Origin of the sequence: Pseudomonas sp. NFACC08-1, from assembly GCF_900106735.1 — a bacterium.
GTDB classification, from domain to species: domain Bacteria; phylum Pseudomonadota; class Gammaproteobacteria; order Pseudomonadales; family Pseudomonadaceae; genus Aquipseudomonas; species Aquipseudomonas fluorescens_Q.
The window spans coordinates 290,535-316,883 of record NZ_FNNL01000002.1 but is presented as its reverse complement, the minus strand read 5'-3'; the positions used below and the strand labels follow the sequence as shown (position 1 = coordinate 316,883).

Below are 26,349 nucleotides of genomic sequence, written 5' to 3'. Positions count from 1 at the left end.
AGCCCTCAGCGCAACTGCAAGGGGTCGACCAGGCCTGCGACAATCGCCATGCCCACCAGCTGCGGCAAGTTCTCGGCGCCCATGCGCTTCATGACCCGGGAACGATAGAGGTCGATGGTCCTGACATTGACCCCAAGCTGATCGGCGATTTCCCGGTTGGTGTAGCCCTGGACCAGAGGCAGCAACACGTCATTTTCCCTCGGGGTCAAGCTCTGAAGCCGCGCCTGCACCCGCGCCTGGCCCGCGCTGACGGTCTGGCTGTCGTCGGCCAGGCTCAAGGCCTGCTGCACGCTGTCGAGCAGCAATTGTTCGTTGTAGGGCTTTTCGATGAAATCATGGGCCCCGGCCTTGAACGCCCGCACCACAATCGGCACATCGGCATGCCCACTGACGAAGATCACCGGCAGGCGCAGCCCACGGTTGCGCATCTCTTCCTGGACGTTGAGCCCCCCCATGCCTGGCATGCGCACATCCAGCAGCACGCAACCATTGAGCGGGTTGTTGCAGGCCTCGAGAAACTCCCGGCCACTGGTGAACGAGAGGGCCCTGAGGCCCACGGACTCCAGCAGCCAGACCGTCGAGTCGAGCATGCCTTGGTCATCGTCGACCACATACACCACCTGTTCCGCCACATCCATCATTGCCCTACTCCTCTTGTTGTCGGACCACGCCGGCCAGGGTCGGCCCCGGCAAGTTGCAGCGCATCTGCAAGCCCACGGCCAAGGGCCAGGCCTGCAACTCGCCCCCGAAACCTTCGATGATGCTGCGGCTCATGGACAACCCCAACCCCAGGCCATTGACCTTGCTGGAATAGAACGGGGTGAAAATCTGCTCCAGTTGCGCCGTCGGCACGCCGTGTCCCTGGTCGCTGACGCTGACCTGCACCCCGCCGTCAGCCCCAGGCTCGACCGCCAAGACAATCTGCGACGGCTGGCCGGGATGGGCCTCGCGATTGGCCTCGATGGCGTTGCGCAGCAGGTTGAGCAGCACCTGCTCCAGCAGCACCCGGTCGGCATAGACCAGCGGCAGATTATCCGGCAACCGCTCCACGATCTCTACCTGACAACTGCTAGCTTCCCAGAGGCACAGGCGCGTGGTTGCCCGGGCAACGTCACTGAGATCCAGGGCCTCCATGCGGCGGCGGCCCTTGCGCAAGAAAGCGCGCAAACGCTTGATCACCTCCGATGCGTGATTGGCGTGCACGGCGATTCGCTCCAGCCCTTGGGCCACCTTCTCGGCGGCCTCGGAATGACTGCCCAAGGCCTGCAAATAGCGCTGGCTGGCGTTGGCATAATTGACCACCGCCGCCAGTGGCTGATTCATCTCATGGGCAATGCCCGAGGCCAGTTCACCCAGGGTCACCAGGCGCGCCGTATGAGCCAGTTCGTCCTGATGATGACGCTGCTGGGCTTCACGCAACTCCCGTTCGGACTGGTCATGGGCCACCAGCGAATAGAAGCGCTCGCCACTGGCCGCGCGATGGGCCAGAAGCATCAGCGACACCGGCACCGAAGCCCCTCCGGCCGGCGGTTGCAGGCGAGCCTCGATGCTCCAGCGGCCATTGCGCTCGGCATAATCCCAGCCCTCCTGCTCCAGGCTGACCAGCACCTCGGCGCTGAGAAAGGCATCCAGCGTTGGCAGGCTGTGTTGCGCATCCAACCCAAGGGTGCGGCGCGCCGCCGGGTTGAGGTAGGTCACCGCGCCATCGGGCTGGATGAACAGCACCGGGTCGGTATTGGCCTCCACCACCTCTGCCAGACGGCGCTTGTTTTCTTCGGCCTGGACCCGGGCGGTAATGTCCCGGGACACGCTGACCACTTCAACCACCGCGCCGGTGTAGGTTTCGCGAATGGCTCGGCACGCGGTCTCGAACCACAGGTAATGGCCGTCGCGATGGCGAATGCGGTAGGTCATGGTGTGATAGCCGTCCTGCTCCAGGGCGTCGCGGGTGCGTTGCATCAGGCCGGCCTGGTCCTGCCGATGAAACAGCGTGTGGGCCTGACGCCCGTGCAGCTCCTGCGGCCAATAGCCGAGCAAGGTCCAAGAAGCCAGTGACGCATCGAGAAAGCAGCCGTCCGGGGTATGGCGGGAAATCAGGTCGGTGGTGTTTTCGGTGATCAGCCGGTACAGGCGTCGCGCCTTGGCCGACTCGCGCTCGGCGAGGATCTGCGCGGTGGCCTGGCGACAGCGGGCCAGCACACGATTGGCCTTGGGGTCGGGGATGAACGTCCAGACCAGGATCTGCTCGGCAACCTGCACCTCCACGTTCTCGATGGCTCGCTGCTGGGTCAGACAGGCCTGGACCAGGTGCGCGTGGCTGACCGGTAACAGGCTCGAGGCATCGACCAACGACAGTTGCTCGAGCAGCGCCAGCAGCGCCTCGTTGAGCTCCAGCGGTCGGCCTCGCGAATCAAGCAATGCACTTGGCTGCGGGTCATGGCCGAGCAGCGGCGAATCGCGCAACTGGCCGCTGACGCTGGCCAATAGCAGACTCAGTAATTCGTGCACCGCCACCAGCCAGTCCTGCCCCACTTCGGGCTGTAGCTCAACCAGCAGCAAGCCTTGCTGCCCCGGCTGCAGGGCCAACGCCAGGACCTGACCATGCTCGAGGGCCGCGCGGCGCAGACGACCGGCCAGCCAGCAATCGAGCTGACGCACCTGCGCCAGTTCCAGCCGCTCCTCGTCCTGCAAGCGCTGGAAAAGAGCCCGGTCACTGCTTTGCAAAGCTTCACCAAAGCCCGGCGGCAAATGCCGGGCACGGCCTTCATGCCGATAGATGCCACTTGGCGCATGCCAGCTCAGGTAGATCGCCCGGCGGATTTGCGCACAATCCTGCAAGGCCCGGCACAGGGCATCGGCACAAGCCGCCAGGGCCATGCCTTCACGTTGCAGGCGCAACCAGCCGTGCAAGCGAACGGTGGTGGAGATCATCAGGAAACCTGTCGTGAAAATAGGGCGAGCAACATATAGTACATTTACTATACAACTCAGGTAGTACTTCCATATCAATCGGCAAACAGTATATAAATTCCCCCGGATAAGTCACCGAGCTTTTCTGTGGTGAACGCGTCTGTCGACAATCGCACTGCGATTGGGCTAGCACCGGCAGCCCGTGCCCCCCCGAGAACCTCGGCCAATAGAGCTAATAATCAGCCACCGGGTACCCCAGCCATGTCCATCTACGAGCAAGGTCTTGCGCCAACCGGCGTCAACCACACCGCCCTTACCCCCCTGAGCTTCATCGAGCGCACCGCAAGCGTCTATCCCGATTATCCAGCCGTGATCCACGGCTCGATCCGGCGCACCTGGGCCGACACTTACCGCCGCTGCCGGCGCCTGGCCTCAGCCCTGGCCGGTCGCGGCATCGGTAAAAACGACACGGTGGCGGTCATGCTGCCGAACATTCCGGCCATGCTTGAAGCGCACTTCGGTGTGCCGATGATCGGAGCGGTGCTCAATGCCCTCAACGTACGCCTGGATGCCGAGGCCATCGCCTTCATGCTGGCTCACGGCGAAGCCAAGGTATTGATCGCCGACCGTGAGTTCCATGACGTGGTGCAAGCGGCCATCGGCATGCTCGACCATCCGCCCCTGGTGATCGACCTCGACGATCCGGAATATGGCGAAGGCCAGGCGGTCAGTGAACTGGACTACGAGGCGTTTCTTGCCGAGGGCGACCCGGACTTCGCCTGGCAGTGGCCAGACGATGAATGGCAGGCCATATCCCTGAACTACACCTCTGGCACCACGGGCAACCCCAAAGGCGTGGTCTATCACCACCGCGGCGCCTACCTCAACTCCCTCGGCAACCAAATGACATGGGCCATGGGCAATCATCCGGTGTACCTCTGGACCTTGCCGATGTTCCACTGCAACGGTTGGTGCTATCCCTGGACCGTGACCGCCCTGGCCGGCGTCCATGTGTTCCTGCGCCGGGTCGACCCGCAAAAAATCCTCAATCTGATTCGCGAACATCAGATCACCCACCTTTGCGGTGCGCCCATTGTGCTCAATGCCCTGGTGAACATGCCCGACTCGGCCAAGGCCGCGATCGACCATCCGGTCAGTGCCATGGTTGCAGGAGCGGCGCCACCGGCCAAGGTGATTGGCGCCGTCGAGGAAATGGGCATCAAGGTCACCCACGTCTACGGCCTGACCGAGGTCTACGGGCCGGTGACCCTATGCGCCTGGCACGCGGCCTGGGATGAGCTGCCACTGGAGCAGCGAGCCCAGATCAAGGCTCGCCAAGGTGTACGCTACCCGACCCTGGAAGGGCTGATGGTCGCCGATCCAAGGACGCTCGAACCAACCCCACATGACGGCCAGACCATCGGCGAGATCTTCATGCGCGGCAACACCGTGATGAAGGGCTACCTCAAGAACCCCAGCGCCACCGCCGAAGCCTTTGAAGGCGGCTGGTTCCACACCGGCGACTTGGCCGTGACCCATGCCGATGGCTACGTGGAAATCCGCGACCGGCTCAAGGACATCATCATTTCCGGTGGCGAGAACATCTCCACCATCGAACTGGAAGGCGTGCTCTATCGGCACCCGGCAGTGCTGGAAGCGGCCGTGGTGGCCCGTCCTGACGAAAAATGGGGTGAAACACCCTGTGCCTTCATCACCCTGAAATCCGACCATACAGACGTGCGCGAAGCCGAGATCATCAGCTTCTGTCGCGAGCACCTGGCAGGTTTCAAGGTGCCACGCACGGTGGTCTTCACCCAACTGCCCAAGACTTCCACCGGCAAGATCCAGAAGTTCGTATTGCGCGACATGGCGAAGAATCTCTAGCCCGACCGCTGAAAAAACCCAGGCATCGCTGACAAGCCCGGCTTCTCACTGGCCGTCTCGTGGGCAAGCGAGCACCCGCGCGTCAGCGGTGCCTGGGATCGTGGTCCGTGAACCGCGCGACTGCGCCACTCCACCTCCTTTCCTTGCATGAGGTTCATTGCAATGCCCGAATTCAACGCCCCGTTGCGCGACATGCGTTTTGTCCTGCATGAAGTCTTCAACGCACCGAACCTCTGGGCCCGCCTGCCCGCGCTGGCGAATACCGTCGACGCCGCCACCGCCGATGCGATTCTCGAAGAAGCCGCCAAGGTCACCCATCACCTGATCTTTCCACTCAACCGCAGCGGCGATGAGGAAGGTGCCCAGTGGCACGACGGCCAGGTCAGCACGCCGAACGGTTTCAAGGCAGCGTACTCGACCTACATCGACGGCGGCTGGGTTGGCCTGAGCGGCAACCCGGCCTACGGCGGCATGGGGATGCCAAAGATGCTCGCCGTACAGTTCGAAGAAATGCTCTACGCCGCCAACTCCAGCTTTGCCCTGTACTCGGCGCTGAGTTCCGGCGCCTGCCTGGCCATCGACGCCCACGCCAGCGAAGCACTCAAGGCCCTGTACTTGCCACCGATGTACGAGGGGCGCTGGGCCGGCTCGATGTGCCTGACCGAAGCCCATGCCGGCACCGACCTGGGCATCATTCGCACCCGTGCCGAACCCCAGGCGGATGGCAGCTACCGGATCACCGGCAGCAAGATTTTCATCACCGGCGGCGAGCAGGACCTGACGGAAAACATCATTCACCTGGTGCTGGCCAAGCTGCCGGATGCGCCCGCCGGCCCCAAGGGCATCTCGCTGTTCCTGGTGCCGAAAATCCGCGTTGATGCGCAGGGTACGCTCGGGAAAGCCAACGCCGTCAGCTGCGGTTCGATCGAACACAAGATGGGCATCAAGGCCTCGGCCACATGCGTGATGAATTTCGACGGTGCCAGTGGCTGGCTGATCGGCGAGGCCAACAAGGGGTTGGCGGCGATGTTCACCATGATGAACTACGAGCGGCTGTCCATTGGCATCCAGGGCATTGGCTGCGCCGAAGCCTCGTACCAGAACGCCCGCCGTTATGCCCAGGAGCGTATCCAGAGCCGGTCCCCCGCAGGCGCCCAGGCCAAGGACAAGATCGCCGACCCGATCATCGTCCATCCCGACGTGCGACGCATGCTGCTCAGCATGAAGGCCATGACCGAAGGCGGCCGGGCCTTCGCCTGCTACGTCGGCCAGCAGCTGGACCTGGCCAAGTTCTGCGACCATCCCCAGGAGCGGCTTGATGCCGAAGCCCTGGTGGCCCTGCTGACGCCAGTGGCCAAGGCCTTCTTCACCGACACCGGCCTGGACAGTTGCGTCCATGGCCAACAGGTATTCGGCGGCCACGGCTACATCCGCGAATGGGGCCAGGAACAACTGGTACGCGACGTGCGCATCGCGCAAATCTATGAAGGCACCAACGGCATCCAGGCACTCGACCTGCTGGGGCGCAAAGTAGTGGGCAATGGCGGCGTGGCCCTGCGCCTGTTCACCACTCAGATCCGTGACTTCGCTTACCTGCCCGGCGCCGCCTATGCCGCTGAATTGCTGGACGCCGTGCAACGCCTGGAAAACCTCAGCGACTGGCTGCAGCAACAGGCCAGCCTCGATCCCCACGCCATCGGCAGCGCGTGCGTCGAGTACCTGCAGCTGTTCGGCTATGTCGCTTACGCGTACATGTGGGCACGCATGGCCCAGACAGCCGAACACCAACACGCCACAGACCCTACGTTCTATGGCGCCAAGCTGGGCACCGCGCGCTTCTACTTCAGCCGTCTGCTGCCGCGGATCCTCAGCCTGGAACAAAGCATCCGCGCCGGCAGCCCGTCACTGCTGCAACTGCAACCCGAACAGTTCTGAGGCCGGATAACGCCGAACACCTGCACCCCCGTGTGGGTGTTCGCGCCTGATTCCAGGCGAGGGTCGCGCTCATGCGCAGCCTGGTCGACCCATGCACTTGGCCGAGCCCAGCAGCCAACTGCATCATCAATGCCCAGACACTGGACCGCTCGGGCGTTTTACATCACGTTTGTTTTGCCTGGGCGTACCAGGGCTCGCAATACGGCTCGCGTGAGGCAGGCGGGGCATACGCAACAACAGACCGATCTCCTGCGCGCTGACCGCCTTGCTGAAAAAATACCCCTGGATTTCATCGCAGCCGTTATCACGCAAGAAGGTTTGCTGCTCCTCGGTTTCGACCCCTTCGGCAATGACCTTGAGATTCAGCTTGTGCCCCAACGAAATCACGGCGGTGGCGATGGCTTTGTCGTTCTCGTTGTCGGGCAGATCACGCACGAAAGACTGATCGATCTTGAGCCTCGCGATCGGGAAGCTTTTCAATGCGGCGAGGCTGGAGTAGCCGGTGCCGAAGTCGTCGATCGAAAGGCTGATCCCCATGGCTTGCAGGGCCTTCATTTTGCTGATGGCTTGCTGAAGGTCTTGCATGATCAGGCTTTCGGTCAGCTCCAGCTCAAGGTACATCGGGTCCAGTCCGGATTCCTGCAAGGCATGCATCACCCGGTCGATCAGGTCCCTTTCGATGAACTGGCGAGCCGAGATGTTCACCGACATGGTGATCGGCGGCCAGCCGGCATCCTGCCACGCCTTGTTCTGTCTGCAGGCGCTATGAATCACCCAGTCGCCGATGGGCACGATCAGCCCGGTCTCTTCGGCCTGGGGAATGAATTTGATGGGAGAGACCATACCGAGCTCGGGATGCTGCCAGCGGATCAATGCCTCCACGCCGATGATCTGGCCTGACTGCAAATCCACTTGTGGCTGGTACAACAGCAGGAACTCATCATTGTTGAGTGCGCTTCGCAGCCCGTCTTGCATGACGAGCTTGCCCTGGACCTTGTTATTCATCTCGCTCGTATAGAACTGGAAGCTGTTGCGCCCCAGCTCCTTGGCACGGTACATGGCGGCGTCCGCATTGCTGAGCAACGTGTCGGTGTCTGTGCCATCGGTAGGGTACGTGGCCAACCCCATGCTGCAGGTGACGTGGAGCGTATGGCCGCTGAGTTGAATCGGCCGCAGGATGGCTTCCTGGATCTTGTGCAGGACGGGCGTCACGCCGTCCAGGTCCGAGGGCTGGTCGAACAGGATGATCACAAACTCGTCGCCACCCAGTCGCACCACGGTGTCGGTACGCCGTACACATCCCAGCATGCGCTGGGCGACGGTTTTCAGCAGTTCGTCCCCGGCACTGTGCCCAAGGCTGTCATTCACCAGTTTGAATTTGTCCAGGTCGAGAAACACCACTGTCACCAGCCGGTTGTAGCGCTGGGCATATAGCATCGCCTGCTTGAGGCGGTCTTCGAGCAGCGTGCGATTCGGCAGCCCGGTCAGGGCGTCATGGTCGCCCATAAAGCGAATGCGCTTTTCGGTCAGTTGGCGTTCTATCGCAATGCCGGCAAGCGGTGTGGCCATGTCGATCAGTTGCGTCTCGGCCGCGCTGGGGCTGCGCACGGTGTTGGCATACAAGGCAAACGTACCCAAGACCTTTCGCTCATGGGACAGGATCGGCGTCGACCAGCAGGCGCGAAACCCATAGGGCGCCACCAGTGAACGGTACGCTTCCCACAGTGGATCCTGCTCGATGTCCGTGACAATGACCGGCTCTCGTCGATACGCCGAGGTACCACATGAACCGACGTCCGGACCGATTTCAATTCCGTCGATGAGCTCGCTATAGGCTTTCGGCAAACTGGGTGCAGTCCCGTGCAGCAAGTGTTTGCCCTCCTCATCCAGCAGCAGGATGGAGACCTTCATGCCCTCCAGTTGGGACTCAACCAGGTGCGCCAGGCTATCAAGCACCTCTGCAAGCTCGGTGCTCCTGGCGATCAGTTCCAGGACATGACCTTGTCCGGCACGAACGATGGCCTCCTGCTCCAATCGATCGTTTTGCACGGCGAGCCGTTGTGTGGCGATACTCAGTTGGGCCGTTCTTTTCTCCAGTTGAAGTCGGTCTTCGAGAAATTGATTCACCGCCCGCGCCATGTTGCCGATCTCGTCCTTCCCATGGTCGGCCATCATCAAATGCGTTTTGTCCGTGTGTTCCTGACGCAATTGCCGGCTTATTTCATTCAGGCGCACGAGCACATGACGCCCCATGAAAACCCGGGTCACGAACCAGGCGAATACCAGGCTGGCGCCCAACATGATCAGCACCCATCGCTGGCTGCGATTCGAGGCCTCAACCAGACGCTGTACCGCTTCGCGATAGTCTTGGGTGTAGGCATTCGATTGCGTACGGGCCACCGCGACCAGGACCCCGGCCTCATTCTTGAGTTGCTCGTTGAAACGCTGCAGGACGTTGTGTTGATTGATGAGCGTCTGGCGCAGGGAGAAGAGATCCGGAATCTGCACCTCAGCGTCGGATAACGCGCCGACGGTGCGTGGCAGGCGCTCATATCGGGCCCGCAGCCGTTGCACGGCCTCACTGTCAACGGCCTGCGGCAGATCGAAAAGCAGCACCGCCAACTCCAGGCTGGCCCGGGTCTGGGCCGCCGTTAATCGAGCAGTGTGATCCGCCAGGGCCTGCTCGAAGGTGACCTCGGTTTGCAGCAGGCTTTCTCGCAGTTGCGCCACGATGTTGGCGGTATTGCGGAACATCTGACTCGACTGATGCATGTCGAGTATCGCCACGCCACTGTTTGCGGCAGTCAGTTGCTGCACCAGTTGATCGAGGGCTTCAAGCTGTTCGACGGTCGCTGCATAGCTTGAACGCAGGATGTCGGAGGAACGGGTTGTCAGAAGCTGGTCAGTCTGGCGTTCGATCAGCAAGGTGCGCTGCACCATGTCTTGGCCATTTTGCATGCGGACCAGTCGTTCATCCGTCAGTTGTCGAGTCGCGCTGTTCGAGGTGCGCAGCGCGTAGACCGCTGTAGCACCACCTGCCAGGATCAGCAGCGCCAGCGTCAGGAACGCCAGGGTGAATTGTGCGCGCAGCGATTGGGGCAATAGCTGGCGTCCAAGCCGGGAAGTCACGTCCAACATCAGGGATTCCATTGGTGGCGATAGATGTCTCGATAGCCATTGTCAGGATCGTACTGGAATTTTTTCCCGCCATCGAAGGCGATATTGTCGTTATTGACCAAGTGAATCGGCGCGACGAAGCCGCTCACTGGCTGACCTGCAAACAGCCGGTTCAACTCATCCATCACTTGCCAGCCATGCTGGTTGAGCGGCTCGGCCACCGTCACGGTCTGGTAGGTTTTTGCCTGTATGCGCAGGAAAGCCGAAGCGCTGCCGTCACCGGCAGACAACAGACTGATGCCGTCACTGGGTATGGCGGCGGCGGTCAGCGAGGCAATCGAATAGTCAAAATAGATGTCGTTGATAGCCAACGCATGGGTCCAGCGTTTGCCATAGTGCTGAAGCAATTCCTTGGTCACCGCCGGCATCCTCTCACCACTTTCGGAGATCGCCACATCGCGCACCTCCAGCAACGTACATTCACGACAGGCCCGAATGACGTCTTCCATGGCCTTGGCTTTCGCCATGGCAATGCTGTACTTGGAGTCGGTCAGGATGACCACGCCGGCGCGTCCATTTGATTGCGCCACTGCCGCCATGGCCGTGAGACGCGCCACGTCAAGCGGGTCAGTCGTGACATTCATGGCCACCGGCGTGCCGTCAATCGGCCCCGGGCGTGCCCCGGCGTGCCAGCCAACCACCGGTATCTCCTTGTTGGCGAAGTGCAGCAGCGCGGCCTTGTTCTCAAGAGCGTCGGAGCCGCACAGGATAAGGCCGTCAGGCTTCGCGGCCAGGGCATCGGCAAAGGCTTTGGCGCGCCCGGCCGATGAGCCGGCACCATCGAATATCTTCAGCGTCCAGCCCAACGCATTGGCGGCCTCCCGGGCACCCTGCGCGACACCGACAATGCCTCCGTTACGCAAATCTTCTGCGACAAGCACGATGCTCTTGCCCCGCTGGGCTTGCGGGCCGGACACAGGGCCGCTCCAGCGCGCGGCGCCAAGGGTGGCCCTGGCAACGACCTCCTGCGCTTGCATCACCGTGACCGTGGTGTTTTCGAGTCCCGCTACGGTTGACAGGTCCTGGCTGTATGCGGAAGTTGCCGTGAAAAGGCAGGACACCGTCATTAAAGCCATCCGGAGTAACGAGGATCCTGGAAACCTGGGCCCAATCGAACAGGTTCGATCGACGCATGTAATGCCGTGTGTGGGGCCGGTGGTGCGATCGATGTCTGGCATGACGTCCCTTTTTGCCAAGAAGGCAGTGTTCCGAAAGAATAGTCGGTTCTGCTGCCACCAAGTCCTTTGTGGGTAAAAGTGCGATGCAGGTGATAAAAAACTACAGGAATCCAAGCAAAGACAGGGTCAGCCCAACCACGGATTCGAGCAAGCGGATTGCTGCATAAGGTGCAGCTATGCCATGCATATCCAAGGTATTGTCCATGCACTGATCTGCAATCATCCTCCAGTGACATCTATTTCAAACCCTGAGGAGTCGCTGAGATGGTCACTGTCGTTGGTTTTTCATCCACAGGTGGACCGGACGTTCTAGAGGTCCGACAAAACGATCATGCTGCGCCCGGCCTCGGTGAAGTGTGGGTCGAGCAGCATGCCATTGGTATCAACTACCTCGACGTCAGCCAGCGCAACGGCGCGGTTCCCGTCGCCCTGCCGTCGGGGTTGGGTCTGGAGGGGGCCGGGGTGGTCGCTGCCGTGGGGCCGGATGTCACTCAAGTCAAAGTGGGTGATCGCGTGGCTTATGCCACCGGCCCGTTGGGTGCCTACGCAAGTGGTCGATTGGTTCCGGCCGGGAAACTGGTGCCCCTTCCCGACTCGATCAGTTTCCAGGATGCCGCCGCCGTTCTGTTCAAGGGCATCACGGCCCAGTACCTGCTCAAGAGCACTTATCCGGTGGGGCCGGGAACGGTCATGGTGTTGTATGGCGTCGCCGGCGGTGTGGGCGCCATCATGGCCAAGTGGGCCAAGCACCTGGGCGCTTTCGTGATCGGTGTCGTCTCTCGTGCGCAAAGCGTCGAGAAGGCACGTGCACTGGGCTGCGATGATGTCCTGGTTTTCGATGCACAGACACTGGCGCAGGAGGTGGCTCGAATCACCGACGGCAGGAAGGCCGATGTGGTTTACGACCCGATTGGACGTCTCTCGTTCGCGGCATCGCTCGATTGCCTGCGCCCGCGCGGGCTGATGGTGTCTTTCGGCGCGTCGTCAGGCGCGCCACAAGCGGTCGAAGTGGGCCTGCTGAATGCCAAGGGTTCGCTGTTCCTCACCCGCCCTTCGATTGCCGCCCACACCAGCAGCGTCGAGGAGTATCAGGCGCGCGCCAATGACGTCCTGGCTGCACTCCAGGCCGGGATCATCGAACCCGCCGTCTGGAAAACCTACCCGCTGGAGAACGCCGCACAAGCCCACGCGGACCTGGAAAGCGGCCGCGCTTCAGGTACTCTCCTGCTCACTCCCTGAGATGTCCTTGAGAAGCCTGGAGGCCGTGGACACGTGATCACACTGGATAGCCGCCACACAGACGAATTTGCCGCGTTGCTCGCGCTCGAATCGCAAGGTTCATTTGTGGCGGCCGCTCGGCTTTTGCAGCGCCACCCCACGATCATTTCCAAGCGCCTCGCGGCGCTGGAAGCCCGGCTGGGGGTCAGGCTGCTAGAACGCAGCACCCGCCATATCCGCCTGACAGAGGCAGGAACCCTTCTGGTCAAGCGCCTGCGGTTGGCAACCGAGTTGATGGATGAAGCAGAACAAGAGGCAGCGTCAGGGGCTGCCGAGGTGCGCGGCAATCTGCGGCTGGCGGTGCCGGCCGCCCTGGGCAGGCTCTGGTTGGCGCCGATACTGCCGGAGTTCCTGGCGGCCCATCCACATTTGACGCTCACCGTGAACTACAGCGAGCGCTTGGTTGATGTGATCGCCGAAGGCTTCGATGTGGCGATACGCCTGGGGGAACTCAACGATAGCCGCCTGATTGCCAAGCGCCTCGGCGATCATCGGCGCATTCTTTGCGCGTCTCCTGGTTATATCGAACGATATGGCTGGCCAGCATCACCCACGGAGCTGACCCATCATAACTGCCTGGGGTTCACGGGGCTGGCGTCTTATCCTGAATGGAAGCTGATCAGTGCCAGTGAACAAGTGACCGTACGCCCTCAAGGCTCCCTGGTGTCCAACGACAGTGAAGCGCTTTTGAGCGCGGCCATTGCAGGTACCGGCATCCTGGGTGCGGGGGAGTGGCTGTTCAGCCGTGCGTTGGCAAACAAAGAACTGGTCAGGGTATTACCGGACTGGGAGTTGGGGGCCAAAGGAGGGATCTACCTTATCCGGCCCTCGGCGAAATTCGCCTCCTCCGCCACGCTGGCGCTGAAGGAATGGCTCGAGGCCAAGCTTGTCCAAACGGGCACTGCCAGGTCCTCATAAAACAGGCCGACGGCACAATACCAGCCAACCAAGAGAAAGCCTGTGGGAGCGAGCTCGCTCGCGAAAGCGGTGTGCCATTCAACATTGATGTTGGCTGACCCAATGCCTTCGCGAGCAAGCTCGCTCCCACAGGTTTTCGTTTCTCTGCGCCATTTCACCGCCCGGTGAAGGCCATCCCAAGCCACCTCGAGCACGTCCAATTCACCCCGGATGACGCCAACTTATTGGCACAAAATTCAACGAAATAAAAATAAATTAATACAGTGACGGTTTCCCGACGCACGGTACCCCTGTGCCATTGCTGGGGGTTCAAATCGAAGCTCATCATCCGCAGGCAACCCCCGCAAAACGTTTAGGCCACCGACCTGGACTACAGGAAGTAATTAATCGCATCTCTCAATGGAGCGACACCGAGATGATGACTGTTTATTTTGTTGTGATGACGATCTGCAGTGGCTTCGAAGGCTGTGTCGAGGAACGACAACCAGGGCCAACCTTTGCTTCCAAGGCAATGTGCATGGAGACGGCCAAAGTCATGGCGCCGCGCAAAGGGGTGAAGTTCAAGTGTCGCAAAGGACGTATGTTGGTCGTCGAGACGCCGCCAGCAGAAAATTACGGCAAAATTGTCTCCACCAAGACCACGGGCCAGCCTTAGCAGTTGAAGGGGGCACGTCGCACCTACGAGCCGTTGGTAAGCATCTGCCACAACGACGCCCCCACCCCGGTAATGCTCTCCCCGGCAATCAACCCTGCCGCCGCGGTGATGGCGAAGCGTTCCGTGAGGCTCGGCCAGCGACAGCTCGCCAGCCACGTCAGCACCGCACCAAGGGCCATCATCAGCGACACCGAGGCCGGCAAGACAAAGGCCAGGCCCAAGGCCGCCGTGCTTGGCAAGTAGCGGGCCCGATGCGCCGGCAGCAGGCTGTCGAGGATCCCCAACAACAAGCCGACCAGGCCGCCGATGAAAATCGCCCAGCGAATGCTCGCTGACAACGAATCCAGACCCAGGGTCAGGGTTTGCGCCACGGCCTTCCAGGTGGCAACCGCCGGGGCCGGCCACTCTTCGGTGAGCAGCATGGTTGGCGGGTCCGGGATCAGGGCCAGGTAGGCCAACACCCCGACAATGCTACCGACGAAAATACCGAGGGTCTGGGCGATCAGTTGTTTGCGCGGCGTGGCGCCGATCGCCCGGCCGACCTTGAAGTCGTTCATCAGGTCGGTGCACTGCCCGGCCGAACCACCGGCGGTGTTGGCGCTCATCAGATTGATCGGCACCTGCCCCGGGGCGACGATGCCGAAACTCAGTTGGGACAATTGGCCGATGGCCCCGATCGGCGGAATGCCTGTGGCGCCCACCACCCGGGCGGCCACCGCCGCCAGGCAGATCGCCAAGGGGATGGTCAACAAGGCCATCCACGGATTGATGCCGAACAACAGCACTTGCAGGCTCACCACCAGGATGATCGACAGCATGAAACCGACGGCAGGCCCAGGCTTGGGGATCGTCCAGATCGCCCCGCCGCCCGCCTTGGTGGACCGGTGCAATGCCCACAAGCGAATCGCCAACGAGGCCAGGGTCGAGCAGACCATCAGGCTCACCCCCGGCCAGAGCAACCACTCCACCAGCGCCGCGAACTGCGGGCCACTGCTGCCATGCGGCAACCGCACCAGGCCCTGCCCCAGCAGCCACGGCGCCAACCCGCCCCACGCCAGCAAGGCACCGAGCAGCAGGGTCAGGCCCACGCGAATACCGATGATCCCGCCGAACCCCACTAACAACAGCGAAGGGTCGGCGGTAAACGTCAGGCGCTCCAGTTGGGCACTCGGAGACCAGCGCGGGATGGCCCACATAAAGGTGTCGACCGCCTTGACCAACCCGGACAGTAACGCGGCGCTGAGCAGCACCTTCAAGCGCGTCGCGGCTTCGTGGCCGTGGTTATAGATATGCAGCAGGGTTTCCAGGGTCGCCATGCCCTCGGGAAATTTCAGCGCCTTGTCATTGAGCAGTGACGGGCGCAAGTACCAGGCAATCCAGATCCCCAGGAAGCTCACCGAAAAGACCCAGGCCACCATGGGGATGGCGTCCAACTGCTGGCCAGTCAGCAAGGTATAGGCCGGGATAGGAGCGACCAACCCACCGGAAATGATCGACGCAGCGGCAGAGGCCACGGTCTGGTTGATATTGCTTTCGTGCAGCGTCCAGGGCAGTCGCCCCACCGATCGACTCGCCAAGCCTTGCCAGATGCCATAGCCAACCAGCAAGGCGATGATCGACATATTGAACGACCAGCCGATCTTCAACCCGGCATAGACATTGGAAGGCGTCAGCAGAATACCGAGGACGATTCCCGTACTGACCGCACGCGGACTGAGTTCGCGTTCGACGGCGGAGCCCAAGGGAAATGTGGACGAGGTTGGATGCATGCGAAGTCCTTATCGGCACTGGAGGGCGGCCGCCAGATTCAGACTGGCCCCTGTGGGAGCGAGCAAGCTCGCTCCCACAGGACCACTTAAAACGGCACCTCAATAAGTGAACGCAGTATTGGCGCAAGGTTCACCCGGGTCGTCCATCCATGGGCTGCGCTCGACTTATTTTTCCCCCTCGCAATTGACCATCCAGGCAATCCCGAAACGGTCTTCGAACATGGCAAAGCGTTCCGCCCAAAAGGTCTTCTCCAAGGGCATGTACACGCTGCCACCTGCACTCAAGCCTTTAAACAGCCGCTCGGCCTCCTCCACACTGTCGACATTGAGGGAGACCGACACGCCTTGCGGCTTGCGAAACGGCTGGCCTGGCGGGCAATCGGAGGCCATCAGGCTGAAGGCGCCGACGGTCAGGCAAGCGTGCATGATCAGGTTGGGGTCCTTGGGCATCCCGGTTTCCTCGGGGGCCTCGGCAAAAGACATGGAAAACAGATCGCCGCCCAGTACCTCTTTATACAAAGCGAAGGCTTGCTTGCAGTTACCGTTGAAGGTCAGGTAAGGAATGATTCTCATGGTAGGGTCTCCTGTAGTCGGTTTCAGGATTGGCCAGACATCTGCACCCGCAAGCGTTCTTCCTGCTCGCGCAACTCAGGGGTTAAGGACTCGCCGAACTCCTCGAGCTCGAAGATCTGGCGGATCTCGATTTCACTGTCGCTGACCATCGGGTTGGGGCAGCGCTTGACCCAGTCGATGGCCTCCTGCAATGACTGGACCTTGAAGATCCAGAAACCGGCGATCAACTCCTTGGTTTCAGCAAAGGGCCCATCGATCACCGTCCGGTCCTTGCCGGAAAACTGCACGCGCACGCCCTCGGCGCTGGGGTGCAGGCCTTCACCAGCGAGCATCACCCCGGCCTTGACCAGTTCTTCGTTGTAGGCACCCATGGCGGCCAGCAGTTCCTCGCTAGGCATTTCTCCGGCTTCCGATTCCGGACTGGCTTTGACGATCACCATAAATCGCATGCTCTGATCTCCTGAGAGTGAATGGATTAGGCCGTCCGTGTGGCGGCTCTATGGGTTAATCGAATGGCATTGGCCGAAATCGACAGATCGACGCCATTATTTTTCGATATGTCGCTGGCACACTCAATGGAGCTGCCGACGTCACGACGAGCAGGCCGAAGCTGCAGCATGACTATGCTTTTTTGAACAGAAACGTAGCGGAGATCAGTCCCCATGACCTCGAATCTTGCAGATATTTATAACGACTACATTGCCTGCCTGAATGCACAGGATTGGGAAAATCTGGGCCTTTTTGTGCACCAGGAGGTGGTTCACAACGCGAGACGATTAGGATTGCATGGCTATCAAAGCATGCTGGAAGCGAACTATCGGGACATTCCCGACTTGCGCTTTGAAGTCGAATTTCTGGTGATCGACCCACCCAAGCTGGCGGCTCGCCTGGCCTTCAATTGCACGCCGGTTGGGGAGTTCCTGGGGCTTGCTGTTAATGGAGCACGGATCGCCTTCACGGAAAACGTCTTCTACGCGTTCGAGGACGGCAGGATCCGTGAGGTCTGGTCGATTATCGACAAGGAAGCGATTGAAGCTCAGCTCCATTCAATGTAGCGGATGCTCCAGGGCTGTGAGTTGAACTGCCTGTGCATCGTACCCGCCGGCAGCAGCGTCCCGGAGTGACGCGAAAACCAAATCCAGGAAGCAATCGCTCGACATCCATAGTTCGACGCACCTCGAATTGAGGAACCTGTCGATCCCATAGTCTGTGAGCCACCCTGGAGGAGATGGCGATGACACACACCCGCTTTTTTGGCAAAACCGTACTGGCCTGCACGTTCATCCTGGCGATGATCGGTTGGGGGGTCGGCTTCTATGGCCCGCCGATTTATATGCAAGCGGTCATGGAGCGCACGGGTTGGCCGATCGCCCAGGTCTCGGCTGCCGTGACCGTGCACTTTCTCAGCGGCACGCTTGTCATCGCCAACCTGCCACGCCTTTACGCACGCTTCGGGATACCCGTCATCACCCTGCTGGGCAGTGTCCTCCTGGGCATCGGCGTGAACATCTGGGCTCACGCCAACCAATTATGGGTGCTGTATAGCGGCGCCCTCTGCTCGGGTATTGGCTGGGTGACATTGGGTGCCGCGGCCGTCAACACCCTGATCGCGCCGTGGTACGTCAAGGAAAGACCCAAGTCCCTGGGCAAGGCCTACAACGGCGCCAGCCTGGGTGGCGTGATCTTTTCGCCGCTGTGGGTGTTGCTGATCGAGCGTTTCGGCTTTGCCATGGCGGCGCTGGTGATCAGCATTGTCGCGGTGCTGCTCATAGGCGCCTTCGCTTTCCTGGTCTTCAACAAAAGCCCACGAAGCCTGGGGCAACATCCCGACAATGCAGACCAACCGGAACCCGTGCCGATCAGCGCCAGCGCCACGCCGTGGACCGCCAAGCAGACCCTCAGCTCGGCAAGTTTCCGCACCCTGGCAGCCGGCATGTCCTTGGGGCTGTTCGCCCAGATCGGCTTGATCGCGCACCTGTACTCGATCCTGGTGGGTCGCATGGGAGCGCATGAGGCCTCATTCGCCATGGGCCTGGCCACTGCCAGTGCGATGGGCGGGCGATACGTCGCCGCACGCTTGATGATCCAAGGCATGAACCGCCGACAACTGGCCTGCCTCGGTTATGCCATCCAGATGCTGGGCACGCTGATGCTTCTCGGCCTGGACCTTCACCCGACAGTGGCCTGGATAGCCGTGGTGTTGATCGGTTCGGGCATTGGCAATGCCACCTCCTTGCCGCCACTGATAGCCCAGACCGAGTTCAGCCGTGAACAAACCGCCAAGGTGATCGCCCTGATGGTCGCGATCAGTCAGGCCACCTACGCCTTCGCCCCGGCCTTTTTCGGCCTGGTACGCTCCGCCTTCACCGATCCGAATCACGCGATCGTCGCCGTCGTGACAGGCGCGGTCGTCGTGCAGGTGCTGGCCATTTTGTCGTTCTATCGGGGCGTATCCGCTCGCCCCTTCAAGAAAACCGTTTTCTGACTGCGGTTCTGACTCAATAAAGGGGAACGCCCAACGTTCGCGTATTGCTCCAACAGCCAAGCCAAGTCTCGGTAACGGATCACTAAATGATAGGCCCCGAGCCTGGCCGGCGCTGATCGCCGGATGATGAGCATGTCGAGCAATCCGCCGGACCCCGCGCTATCTGCGCAATACCACGCTACGGCAATGAGCCGACAGTTTGTAACCGCTCATACCCGAACAGCGACTTGATCTCCAGGTACTCGTCAAACCCCAGCTCACCCCATTCACGTCCATTACCCGACTGCTTATAGCCACCAAACGGCGCGGCCTGGTCAGCCCGTGCGCCGTTGAGGTGGACCATGCCCGTGCGCAGTTGGCGGGCAACCGTGCGGCTGCGCTCCAGGCTTGCCGAGGTGACGTAACCCGACAAGCCGTAAGGGCTGTCGTTTGCGATGGCTATCGCCTCGGCCTCACTGTCATACGGCATGATCACCAGGACCGGGCCGAAGATTTCTTCGCGTGCCACCCACTTATCCGGCGTGATGTCGGCAAATATCGTCGGTTGCACATAGTAGCCGCGTTCAATCCCTTGTGGCCGTCCCAGCCCTCCGGCGATCAACCGCGAATCCTCGGCAATGGCCCGCGCGATCATGGCCTGTACCCGCTCGAACTGCTGGGCGTTCGCCACCGGACCGATCGCCGAGGTCGGGTTACTGTCGTCGAAGCACACCTGTGCCAGCACTTCTCTGGCGATATCGATCACCGCCTGTTGTTGCGCACGGGGCACCAGCAGGCGCGTCGGTGCATTACATGATTGGCCACTGTTGCGGATACAACCCAACACGCCGTGCCGCACCGCGTCAGGCAGGTAGGCGTCATCGAGCAGGATATTCGCGGATTTCCCGCCCAGTTCCTGGGACACACGCTTGACCGTATCGGCCGCTGCCTTGGCCACCGCGATACCGGCGCGAGTCGAGCCGGTGAAAGAAACCATATCCACATCAGCGTGACGTGCCAGTGCGGCGCCCACGCCAGGGCCGTCGCCGTTGACCAGGTTGAACACGCCTTTGGGTACTCCGGCCTCATGGAGTACCTGGGCGAGGATATGGGCTGACAATGGCGCGCGCTCGCTCGGCTTGAGTACCACGGTGCAGCCCACCGCCAAGGCGGGCGCCAGCTTGCAGGTGAGTTGATTGAGCGGCCAGTTCCAAGGCGTGATCAGGGCACTCACGCCGATGGGCTCACGCACCACCAGCGAATTGCCCAAGCGACGTTCGAAGCGGTACTCGCGCAGCACTTGCAGCGCCTGTACCAGATGGCCCAGGCCCGCCGGCACATGAGCATTGCGAGCCAGGGAAAGTGGTGCGCCCATCTCCAGGTGGACCGCTTCGATTAAAGCCTCGCTGTGGCGTTCGTAGGCCTCGATAATGCTGTGCAGCAGGTCGATACGCGACTCAAGCGAACTCGCGGCGAACGCGGGGAAAGCCTGGCGTGCCGCGCAGACGGCGCGGTCCACATCATGGGCGTCACCCAGGATGATGCGCGCAACCACCTGCTCGGTAGACGGGTCGACCACCGTTTCGACGGTGTCGCCGTGCGGCTTGACCCAGTCGCCATCAATGTAGAACTCAAACAAATCAGACATGCGATCTACTCCCCTCAGGCAACCTGACTCAACGCACGCGCCAAGGTGTCGAACACCTGGGCGATCTCTTGCGGGCTGATGACCAACGGCGGCGAGATCACGATGGTGTCACCCGAGCCGCGCACCAGTACGCCATGCTCAAAGCACCACTGTGCGACTTCGCTGCCGCGCGCGCCGATGGCACCGGGACGCGGCTCCAGCTCCACGGCACAGAGCAAGCCGATGGCGCGAACGTCCAGCACCGGACCAACGCCCTGCAGCGTCAGCGCGGCAGACTGCCAGAGGCCGCTGACTGCATTGACGTGTTGGTTGATGCCCAATTCACGATGCACCTCGATGGTCGCCAACCCAGCCGCACACGCCAGCGGGTGCGCCGAATAGGTGTAGCCGTGCATCAGCTCGATGGTGTTCGCCGGCCCGGCCATGAACGCGTCATACACCGCACCACTGACCAACACACCCCCCATGGGCACGGCGCCGTTGGTCAGGCCTTTGGCGGTGGTGATCAGGTCCGGCGTAACGCCGAACGCTTGGGCGGCAAAGCTGGCGCCGACGCGACCAAAGCCGGTAATCACTTCGTCGAATATCAGCAGCACGCCGTGCCGGGTGCAGATCTCGCGCAATCGTTGCAAATACCCCTGAGGCGGTGGATACACGCCGCCGGAGCCGGTTACCGGCTCGACGATGACCGCGGCCACGGTGCCCGGGTCCTGGATGTCCAGCAGTTGCGACAGTGCCTCGGCGTAAGCCACGCCCTGCTGCGGCTGCCCCACGCTGAAACGCATTCCCGCGTCGTACGGCAGCGGCAGGTGTGACACCTCTCCCAGCAACGGGCCAAAGTCACGTTTCTGCCGGCCGATACCCGACACCGAAAGGCCCCCGAACCCCATGCCGTGGTACCCCTTGGCCCGCCCGATAAACTTGGTGCGACGGCTGTCGCCCCGGGCCTGGTGATACGCCCGGGCGATCTTCAGCGCAGTGTCCACCGCCTCGGAACCCGAGTTGGTAAAGAACACCTGCTCCATGCCCGCCGGGCTGATGCCGATCAGGCGCTCGGCCATCTCCAGGGCCTGGGGGTGACTCATCTTGAACGACGAGACGAAATCCAGGCGCCCCGCCGCTTCGCGAATGGCCTCGACGATTCTGGGCTGGCCATGCCCGGCGTTGACGCACCACAACCCTGCCATTGCATCGAGTACACGCCGGCCATCGGTGGTGGTGTAGTACATACCGTCGGCGCTGGTGAACATCATCGGTTGCTGCAAGAACTGGCGCATCGGGGTAAACGGCGCCCAGAACGCGCCACGTGCGGAACCTGTCGGATGGGTAATATCGTTCATAGTGACTCCTGCAGAGCTTTACTCGGATGGCCGGTCAGCGTCGGGCGCTGCAACGGGCCTGCGTTGACATTGACGCTGCGGTCTACAGACAAGGTGCCGTGCTCAAGCCGGCAGGTGACGCGATCACAAAACGCCGTTTCGACAAATTGCCAGGCCATGATCAACACCCCATCGATCCAGGCCGCCTGCGCCACGACTGGAGTGATGGGCGCCTGGTACTGGTGATGCAGGTAGTGGCCGGTCATGCTGGTGCGGCTTTCGATGGCGTCGGCGAATCCGGCGCAAATGCAGTGGGTCCCACGCGGATCCGTGAGGTAAAACTCACAGTAGCCGGCGCCGAACACCAGGCGCACCTGGCTGACCTGGTCTTCATTGGCCTCCATCTCGAACGTGCCGCTGAACTCGGCTTGGCGCGGCGAGGTCGACGCGCCAGCCAGGGGTGGCAGTTGCTGGCGCGCCAACAGTGCGGCAAGCCCTTCATCGGCCCCGCTGTCGGCCGACACGTCCAGCGCAGGAAACAGATGCTCCCACAGCAGGCCGTGCAAACGCCGCTCGCCCAAAGGCAGCCCAGCCGTAAACGCAATCACCGCCTTCTGCTTCGGCAGCACAATGCACTGCTGACCAAACACCCCGGAGGCGTAGTAGCCACCGTGCAGGGTCATCCACCATTGATAACCGTAACCCTCGCGCCGCGTGATGCCGGCGTCGCTTGATTCATCGCGCCCGAGGTAGCGCTTGCCGTCGAAGGTCCCCATCCATACATCCTCGACATGCCCGCACGTGGCTTCGGCCACCCACTCGCTGGACAGCAATTGCTGCCCTTCCCAGCGGCCTTGCTGCAAGTGCAGCACACCGAGCTTGAGCAAATCCTCGGTGCAGCAACTCAAGCCATTACCGCCGGTGTTATAGCCCCCGGGCGCGAGGTCCCACTCGATGCGGCCCATGCCCATGGGTTGAAAGATACGTGCGTTGCACAGTTCAAAGGCTGTCTGGCCACTGACCACCGTGACAATCGCCGAGAGCATGAAACTCGACGCGCTGCTGTAGATGAAACGTTGTCCTGGCGGGTCTTCGACCGGCTCATCAAGGAACAATTTGACCCAGCTTTCACTGCGGCCGCGCCAGGCTCCCCCGGAGATGCCCTGCCGGTGACCGGTACGCATGGTCAGCAAATCGCGCACGGTCATGGCCGCCAGGTGTTCGCTGATGTGAGCCGGGCAATCGGCGGCAAAAAAACCGACGACCTTGGCATCCAGCGACAGCACGCCATCGTCGACCAACAACCCGATGGCCATGGACACCCAGCTCTTGGTCGCCGAGTGCTGGACGTGGAGCCGGTCGGCACGGTAAGGCGCCCAGAATGCTTCGGCCACCACCGCGCCTTCGCGATACAGCATGAAACTGTGCAGCTCCAGGCCCGCGGCATTCACCGCATCGATGAAATCACTCACGCCACGCGCCGATACGCGTTGTTGACTGGGCGCTGCCCGCCGCAACGGCAAACTCGTCATCTGATCTATCCCCTCATTACACTGCTTGGACGCGCAACAGGCTCACCCTGCTGCGCGTCGTTACCGCTACCAGAGCGCCAGGGTGTAGCCCAGGATCACTCGGTTTTCATTGGTGTCGCGGGCGAAGTTGCTGGTGGCGTTGGCGTTCTGCCAACGCAGCGACACGTTCTTGAAAGTGCCGTTCTGCACCACATAGCCCAAGCTGAAATCACGCTCCCACTCACGCCCTTCCCCGTTGAAGCCGATGACCCTGGCGTTGTCCCCCCGGGCATAACGCGTCGAAAACAACAGCCCCGGCATGCCCAGCGTGGCGAAGTCATAGTCATAGCGGGCATGCCATACCCGTTCGCCGGTCTGGGAGAAGTTGGCCAGTTGGTATTCGGTGAACAGGTAAGTGTTGGTGCCGTCGACATAAGTGAACGGTGTCGAACCGTACTGCGCCTGGTACCCACCACTCAGGCTGTGGCCATAGAGGCCGTAGCCCACACGGGTACTCAATGCACGGTTATCGACTTTGCCGGCCAGCGCCGCGGCGTCTTCGTTGGCGTTGAAGTAACGGATGTCGGTCTTGAACGTACCAGGGCCCCACTTGAAGCTGTTTTTGAGACCCAGGTAGTGCTGCTGGTACAGGCTCTCCAGCTGCGCGAACTGGTAGGTGACCACGGTGCTGGGCGTCAGTTTGTACTCGCCGCCGGCGTAGCGGAATTCATCGCTTTTGGCGCTGCTTTTGTAGGCACCGTACTGGCTGGTAAGTCCCATGTCCTCGTAGTGAGTCGAGTCACGTTGCTTGACTTGGTCCAGTTGGCCCACGTTCAGCGTCAGGTTGTCGATGTCTTTGGAGACCAGCGCCGTACCACTGAAGCTCTGTGGAAAAAGACGGCTGAGGTTCGGTTGCAGGGTTGGCAAGTCCGGCACCATGTAGCCCACGCGCAGCTCGCTCTGCGCCAGGCGCGCCTTGCCGGTGATACCAAGCTTGGCGTAGTTGTCATGGGCGCGACGGGCATAGCTGGGGGAGCCCGGCTCGGCCACGCTCGAGCGTGCCAGCAACCCGGTACCTGAGTTGTCCGGGCTGGAATCGAGTTTCACCCCCAACATGCCGACCATGTCGAGACCCAAACCGACGGTACCTTCGGTGAAACCCGATTCAACGTTGAGGATAAACCCCTGTGCCCACTCCGCCCGTTTGTTCTGCCCGCTGGATTCGCGGTAGTCGCGGTTGAAGTAATAGTTTTTCAGTTCAAGCGCAGCTTTGCTGTCAGCGACGAAGTCAGCCTGGGCAAACAGGGGCATGAAACCGGCGCCCATGACACCAGCACTGGTAACGACTTTGGTGATGCGGTTATTCATGTGTACGTTCCTGGCAGACAGGTTGAGTGGGTTTGTTTTTGTTTTCTTCGGCCATGGCTTCGCCGGCTCCGCAAATCACTGATTTACGAAGGGTCGGGGTTCAAACCGTGGCCTGGGGTGCAGCAGTCGCTAAATCACGCTGGCACGGAGGCGATAACTGCCATCCGCACGTTTCTCCAAGGGGCTGGCCGCCGCGAGCAGCCGACGGGTATAGGGGTGTTGTGGGGTGTCGAAGATCATGTCCCGCGAGCCCATCTCCACCACCTCGCCCTGATTCATCACCGCCACGCGATGGGCGATACGTTCCACCGCCGAGAGATCGTGGGAGATAAACAGGCAGGCAAACCCATATAGGCGTTGCAGACGCTCGAACAGTTCGAGGATCTGCTTCTGGATGGTCATATCCAATGCCGAGATCGGCTCGTCGGCGATCACCAGTTTGGGCCGCCTGACCAGCGCCCGACCAATCGCCACGCGCTGGCGTTGACCACCGGAGAGTTGATGAGCAAAGCTCTCGCGGAACTGTTCAGGCAGGCCCACGTCGACCAGGGTCTCGGTGACCCGTTGGCGTTTTTGCGCAGGTGTCAGCCCTGGCTCATGGCGCAACGGCTCGGCGATGATCTGGCCGACGGTCATGCGTGGGTCGAGGGACGAATACGGGTCCTGGAAAATCATCTGGCAGTGCAAGCGATGCGCGCGGTTGGCGGCCTTGAGGATGTCCACGCCTTGGAAGAGGATCGACCCGGCACATGGCGTGACCAATCCGACCACCGCACGGCCAAGGGTCGTCTTACCCGAGCCGCTACCACCGACCAGGGCCAGGGTCTCGCCGGGAGCGATGCTCAGGTTCACCGAGTGCACCACGCGCTTTGGCACGCTGCGCCCCCAAAAACTGCGCGGGCCGGGATGCTCGATGCACACATCCTGAACCTGCAACAGCGCGCGGTCCGCCGATGGCAATGGCACCAGCTCGCCACGGCGTGGCAGCGCTTCCAGCAACTGCCGGGTGTACTCGGCCTTTGGTGCGAACAGGATATCTTCGATCCGCCCTTGCTCCACCGCCCTTCCCGAGCGCATCACCACCACCTTGTGGGCATAACGCGCCACCAGGGACAGGTCGTGGCTGATAAACAAGATCGCAGTGCCTTGCTCGCGCGTCAGCTCCAGCATCAGCTCGATCACGTCCAGTTGTGCCAGGCAATCCAGCGCGGTGGTCGGCTCATCGGCGATCAGCAGTGCCGGGCGCAGCAACATCACCGACGCGAGCATGATGCGTTGGCGCATGCCGCCGGAGAACTGGTGCGGGTAAGACGCCAGGCACTTCTCGGCGTCCTTGATGCCGATGCGCTGCAGCATGGCGATACAGCGCAGACGGATGGTCGCGGCGTCGAGCGCGGTGTGTAGCTTGAGTGCCTCACTCATCTGCCGGCCGATCGTCAAGGCCGGGTTGAGCGAAACCATCGGTTCCTGGAAGACCATGCCGATCCGTGCACCGCGCACGCTGCGCATTGCCTTGGCATTGCCGCTATCGAGTGGCTCACCCTGAAAGAGGATACGACCACCACACACCTGCATGGGCGCCGGCAGCAAGCCAATGGCAGCACGGGCGGCCATGGTCTTGCCGCTGCCCGACTCGCCCACCAACGCGACGACTTCACCGGGGGCCATGGTGAAACTGAAGTCATCGACGGCCAGCGGACCGTCCGCGCCGACACGAATCTGTAGATTTTCAACAGCCAGTAACGTAACCGGAGCGCTCATG

Annotated in this window: 19 protein-coding genes; 7 read left to right on the top strand and 12 right to left on the bottom strand. The window is 61.5% G+C overall.

Features of this window, described 5'->3' with window-relative positions; all coding sequences use genetic code 11:
• Positions 1 to 5: 5 nt before the first annotated feature.
• Both BLU76_RS05140 and BLU76_RS05135 read right to left on the bottom strand, forming a co-directional pair.
• Positions 6 to 641, bottom strand: coding sequence for a response regulator transcription factor (locus tag BLU76_RS05140; RefSeq protein ID WP_063321731.1), 636 nt, complete (start codon positions 639 to 641; stop codon positions 6 to 8).
• A 4-nt stretch (positions 642 to 645) separates the two neighbouring features.
• Positions 646 to 2,931 carry a PAS domain-containing sensor histidine kinase gene (locus tag BLU76_RS05135; RefSeq protein WP_170867275.1) on the bottom strand — a complete coding sequence of 762 codons (2,286 nt, stop codon included), beginning with the start codon at positions 2,929 to 2,931 and terminating at the stop codon, positions 646 to 648.
• A 240-nt stretch (positions 2,932 to 3,171) separates the two neighbouring features.
• Between BLU76_RS05135 and BLU76_RS05130 the strand changes: the two genes are divergently transcribed.
• Both BLU76_RS05130 and BLU76_RS05125 read left to right on the top strand, forming a co-directional pair.
• Complete coding sequence (locus BLU76_RS05130) at positions 3,172 to 4,794, top strand: acyl-CoA synthetase (protein ID WP_092221745.1); 1,623 nt, start codon at positions 3,172 to 3,174, stop codon at positions 4,792 to 4,794.
• 162 nt (positions 4,795 to 4,956) lie between these two features.
• Positions 4,957 to 6,729, top strand: coding sequence for an acyl-CoA dehydrogenase C-terminal domain-containing protein (locus BLU76_RS05125; RefSeq protein ID WP_092221743.1), 1,773 nt, complete (start codon positions 4,957 to 4,959; stop codon positions 6,727 to 6,729).
• A gap of 126 nt (positions 6,730 to 6,855) precedes the next feature.
• Here the strand turns inward: BLU76_RS05125 and BLU76_RS05120 are convergent, their stop codons facing one another.
• Both BLU76_RS05120 and BLU76_RS05115 read right to left on the bottom strand, forming a co-directional pair.
• Complete coding sequence (locus BLU76_RS05120; RefSeq protein WP_092221741.1) at positions 6,856 to 9,879, bottom strand: EAL domain-containing protein; 3,024 nt, start codon at positions 9,877 to 9,879, stop codon at positions 6,856 to 6,858.
• Positions 9,867 to 10,886 (bottom strand): substrate-binding domain-containing protein, encoded by a 1,020-nt coding sequence (locus tag BLU76_RS05115; RefSeq protein ID WP_092222151.1) that lies wholly within the window; start codon positions 10,884 to 10,886, stop codon positions 9,867 to 9,869. Before BLU76_RS05115 ends, BLU76_RS05120 begins: the two co-directional genes overlap by 13 nt.
• 462 nt (positions 10,887 to 11,348) lie before the next feature.
• Here BLU76_RS05115 and BLU76_RS05110 point away from each other — a divergent pair, with 462 nt between their 5' ends.
• From BLU76_RS05110 to BLU76_RS05095, 3 genes are all read left to right on the top strand, one after another.
• Complete coding sequence (locus BLU76_RS05110) at positions 11,349 to 12,323, top strand: quinone oxidoreductase family protein (RefSeq protein WP_092142199.1); 975 nt, start codon at positions 11,349 to 11,351, stop codon at positions 12,321 to 12,323.
• A 33-nt stretch (positions 12,324 to 12,356) separates the two neighbouring features.
• Positions 12,357 to 13,280, top strand: a complete 924-nt coding sequence (locus BLU76_RS05105; protein ID WP_092221739.1) for a LysR family transcriptional regulator — start codon at positions 12,357 to 12,359, stop codon at positions 13,278 to 13,280.
• Positions 13,281 to 13,695: 415 nt separating this feature from the next.
• Positions 13,696 to 13,935 (top strand): hypothetical protein, encoded by a 240-nt coding sequence (locus BLU76_RS05095; RefSeq protein ID WP_092221735.1) that lies wholly within the window; start codon positions 13,696 to 13,698, stop codon positions 13,933 to 13,935.
• 23 nt (positions 13,936 to 13,958) lie between these two features.
• On the opposite strand, the gene BLU76_RS05090 is transcribed toward BLU76_RS05095, so the two are convergent.
• The 3 genes from BLU76_RS05090 to BLU76_RS05080 all read right to left on the bottom strand — a co-directional run bounded on the left by BLU76_RS05090 (position 13,959) and on the right by BLU76_RS05080 (position 16,726).
• On the bottom strand, positions 13,959 to 15,704 hold the full coding sequence (locus BLU76_RS05090) for an OPT family oligopeptide transporter (protein WP_092221733.1): 1,746 nt from the start codon (positions 15,702 to 15,704) through the stop codon (positions 13,959 to 13,961).
• A 165-nt stretch (positions 15,705 to 15,869) separates the two neighbouring features.
• Positions 15,870 to 16,277, bottom strand: a complete 408-nt coding sequence (locus BLU76_RS05085) for a VOC family protein (protein WP_063321740.1) — start codon at positions 16,275 to 16,277, stop codon at positions 15,870 to 15,872.
• A gap of 23 nt (positions 16,278 to 16,300) precedes the next feature.
• A complete protein-coding gene (locus tag BLU76_RS05080; RefSeq protein ID WP_063321741.1) occupies positions 16,301 to 16,726 on the bottom strand; it encodes a YciI family protein in 426 nt (141 codons plus the stop codon).
• Between the two features lie 213 nt (positions 16,727 to 16,939).
• On the opposite strand from BLU76_RS05080, the gene BLU76_RS05075 reads away from it, so the two are divergent.
• Both BLU76_RS05075 and BLU76_RS05070 read left to right on the top strand, forming a co-directional pair.
• On the top strand, positions 16,940 to 17,332 hold the full coding sequence (locus BLU76_RS05075) for an ester cyclase (RefSeq protein ID WP_092142208.1): 393 nt from the start codon (positions 16,940 to 16,942) through the stop codon (positions 17,330 to 17,332).
• 179 nt (positions 17,333 to 17,511) lie between these two features.
• Positions 17,512 to 18,762 carry an MFS transporter gene (locus tag BLU76_RS05070; RefSeq protein ID WP_092221731.1) on the top strand — a complete coding sequence of 417 codons (1,251 nt, stop codon included), beginning with the start codon at positions 17,512 to 17,514 and terminating at the stop codon, positions 18,760 to 18,762.
• 178 nt (positions 18,763 to 18,940) lie between these two features.
• Here the strand turns inward: BLU76_RS05070 and BLU76_RS05065 are convergent, their stop codons facing one another.
• The 5 genes from BLU76_RS05065 to BLU76_RS05045 form a co-directional block, all read right to left on the bottom strand.
• Complete coding sequence (locus BLU76_RS05065; protein WP_092142214.1) at positions 18,941 to 20,389, bottom strand: aldehyde dehydrogenase family protein; 1,449 nt, start codon at positions 20,387 to 20,389, stop codon at positions 18,941 to 18,943.
• 14 nt (positions 20,390 to 20,403) lie between these two features.
• Complete coding sequence (locus BLU76_RS05060; RefSeq protein WP_092221728.1) at positions 20,404 to 21,729, bottom strand: omega-aminotransferase AptA; 1,326 nt, start codon at positions 21,727 to 21,729, stop codon at positions 20,404 to 20,406.
• Complete coding sequence (locus BLU76_RS05055; RefSeq protein ID WP_092221726.1) at positions 21,726 to 23,240, bottom strand: serine hydrolase domain-containing protein; 1,515 nt, start codon at positions 23,238 to 23,240, stop codon at positions 21,726 to 21,728. The genes BLU76_RS05060 and BLU76_RS05055 overlap by 4 nt, the downstream gene beginning before the upstream one ends.
• Before the next feature lie 66 nt (positions 23,241 to 23,306).
• On the bottom strand, positions 23,307 to 24,587 hold the full coding sequence (locus BLU76_RS05050; RefSeq protein ID WP_092221724.1) for an OprD family porin: 1,281 nt from the start codon (positions 24,585 to 24,587) through the stop codon (positions 23,307 to 23,309).
• Between the two features lie 129 nt (positions 24,588 to 24,716).
• Positions 24,717 to 26,348, bottom strand: coding sequence for an ABC transporter ATP-binding protein (locus BLU76_RS05045; protein WP_092221722.1), 1,632 nt, complete (start codon positions 26,346 to 26,348; stop codon positions 24,717 to 24,719).
• Between the last annotated feature and the right edge of the window lies 1 nt (position 26,349).

Coding starts and splice junctions, on each gene's coding strand:
- BLU76_RS05130 (WP_092221745.1), top strand. CDS start 3,172: ATGTCCATCTACGAGCAAGGTCTTGCGCCAACCGGCGTCAACCACACC.
- BLU76_RS05085 (WP_063321740.1), bottom strand. CDS start 16,277: ATGAGAATCATTCCTTACCTGACCTTCAACGGTAACTGCAAGCAAGCC.
- BLU76_RS05045 (WP_092221722.1), bottom strand. CDS start 26,348: ATGAGCGCTCCGGTTACGTTACTGGCTGTTGAAAATCTACAGATTCGT.
- BLU76_RS05065 (WP_092142214.1), bottom strand. CDS start 20,389: ATGTCTGATTTGTTTGAGTTCTACATTGATGGCGACTGGGTCAAGCCG.
- BLU76_RS05070 (WP_092221731.1), top strand. CDS start 17,512: ATGACACACACCCGCTTTTTTGGCAAAACCGTACTGGCCTGCACGTTC.
- BLU76_RS05075 (WP_092142208.1), top strand. CDS start 16,940: ATGACCTCGAATCTTGCAGATATTTATAACGACTACATTGCCTGCCTG.
- BLU76_RS05095 (WP_092221735.1), top strand. CDS start 13,696: ATGATGACTGTTTATTTTGTTGTGATGACGATCTGCAGTGGCTTCGAA.
- BLU76_RS05120 (WP_092221741.1), bottom strand. CDS start 9,879: ATGGAATCCCTGATGTTGGACGTGACTTCCCGGCTTGGACGCCAGCTA.
- BLU76_RS05110 (WP_092142199.1), top strand. CDS start 11,349: ATGGTCACTGTCGTTGGTTTTTCATCCACAGGTGGACCGGACGTTCTA.
- BLU76_RS05135 (WP_170867275.1), bottom strand. CDS start 2,931: ATGATCTCCACCACCGTTCGCTTGCACGGCTGGTTGCGCCTGCAACGT.
- BLU76_RS05055 (WP_092221726.1), bottom strand. CDS start 23,240: ATGACGAGTTTGCCGTTGCGGCGGGCAGCGCCCAGTCAACAACGCGTA.
- BLU76_RS05125 (WP_092221743.1), top strand. CDS start 4,957: ATGCCCGAATTCAACGCCCCGTTGCGCGACATGCGTTTTGTCCTGCAT.
- BLU76_RS05060 (WP_092221728.1), bottom strand. CDS start 21,729: ATGAACGATATTACCCATCCGACAGGTTCCGCACGTGGCGCGTTCTGG.
- BLU76_RS05090 (WP_092221733.1), bottom strand. CDS start 15,704: ATGCATCCAACCTCGTCCACATTTCCCTTGGGCTCCGCCGTCGAACGC.
- BLU76_RS05080 (WP_063321741.1), bottom strand. CDS start 16,726: ATGCGATTTATGGTGATCGTCAAAGCCAGTCCGGAATCGGAAGCCGGA.
- BLU76_RS05140 (WP_063321731.1), bottom strand. CDS start 641: ATGATGGATGTGGCGGAACAGGTGGTGTATGTGGTCGACGATGACCAA.
- BLU76_RS05050 (WP_092221724.1), bottom strand. CDS start 24,587: ATGAATAACCGCATCACCAAAGTCGTTACCAGTGCTGGTGTCATGGGC.